The organism is uncultured Leptotrichia sp., from assembly GCF_938036635.1.
GTDB lineage: Bacteria > Fusobacteriota > Fusobacteriia > Fusobacteriales > Leptotrichiaceae > Leptotrichia > Leptotrichia hongkongensis.
On record NZ_CALHQO010000208.1, the window covers coordinates 1 to 1,065 of the forward strand.

The 1,065-nt window shown below is 24.3% G+C and carries 2 protein-coding genes; both read right to left on the reverse strand.

Annotation, left to right across the window (positions count from 1 at the left end; genetic code table 11):
- A partial coding sequence (recO, locus tag Q0370_RS04065; protein ID WP_299572478.1) for a DNA repair protein RecO occupies positions 1 to 507 on the reverse strand: 507 nt, incomplete at its 3' end.
- Positions 508 to 543: 36 nt separating this feature from the next.
- Positions 544 to 1,065, reverse strand: a complete 522-nt coding sequence (locus tag Q0370_RS04070) for a hypothetical protein (protein WP_299572481.1) — start codon at positions 1,063 to 1,065, stop codon at positions 544 to 546.

The following is a 1,065-nucleotide window of genomic DNA, read 5'->3' on the forward strand; positions in this document are numbered from 1 at the left end:
AATATTTTCCGATTTTTCTTTTTCTAGTATCAAACTAATTTCATTTATATCATAAATTCCTTGTTCTATCATTATTCTTCTTAAAAATGATAATAAAATATAATATTTATAGCCTTTTTTTATATATGGAAGAACATCAATAAAACTTAATATTTCTACTAATTTATCAAAAAAATCTCCATTTTCATCTGTTGTATAGTAAATCTTATCTATACTGTCTAATACATATAATGAAATTTCCAATTTTTCAATATCTTTCATAATATGTTTAAAATTTTGGATTATTTCTACATCTTTTACAATATAGTAATTATTCTTTTGTATAAGTGTTACTTCAACTTTATTAAGCGGATTTAAAGAAATAACATCTCTTTTTTTTGATTTTCGAATTCCATATGCTGTTGCCATGATTTTTCCATAATCTTTACTAAACAATGTTACGAGTAAATCCGCCTCTCTCATTTCTACTTTCTTTAAAACAATACAATTTGTCTTTATTATTTTCATATCTTCATTTTATTTCATATCAGTTTAAATTTTTTATTATCTAAAATTAGACAATCTGTAAATTATTTGAGAACTTCCATCACTTACAGATATTTTACTTGGATAACTATACCCATTTGATGATTTATAGTCACTAAAATTCACTGTATTTCCACTGCTTTTTATTGCAGTTAGCCAACTATTAGAAAATGTAAATGTATCTCCATTTCTAGTTTGCGTTTTTTTAGAAGTTATACCTCGTAATTTATTAAATACAGATAATATATTTGCTTCGCTTTTTTCAACTTTCTGTGTTACAGTCTGTTTTAGACTTGGATAATAGATTGTCTTCTTGCTTCCGCTAAAAGTATACACTTCTCCTTTATTCACACTTGGAGCTGTAATTGTTAATTTCATTGTCCCAGAATTATAAGACATCACATAACTTTTGCTTCTTTTTTTGCCATTAATTGTTGCATCTTCAGTAACGTTTACTGTAAAATTTCTTTTTTCCCAAAAATCTTTAGAAAAAGAAAACACTGATACCAATAAAAATAATAATATAACTTTTTTTGTTAT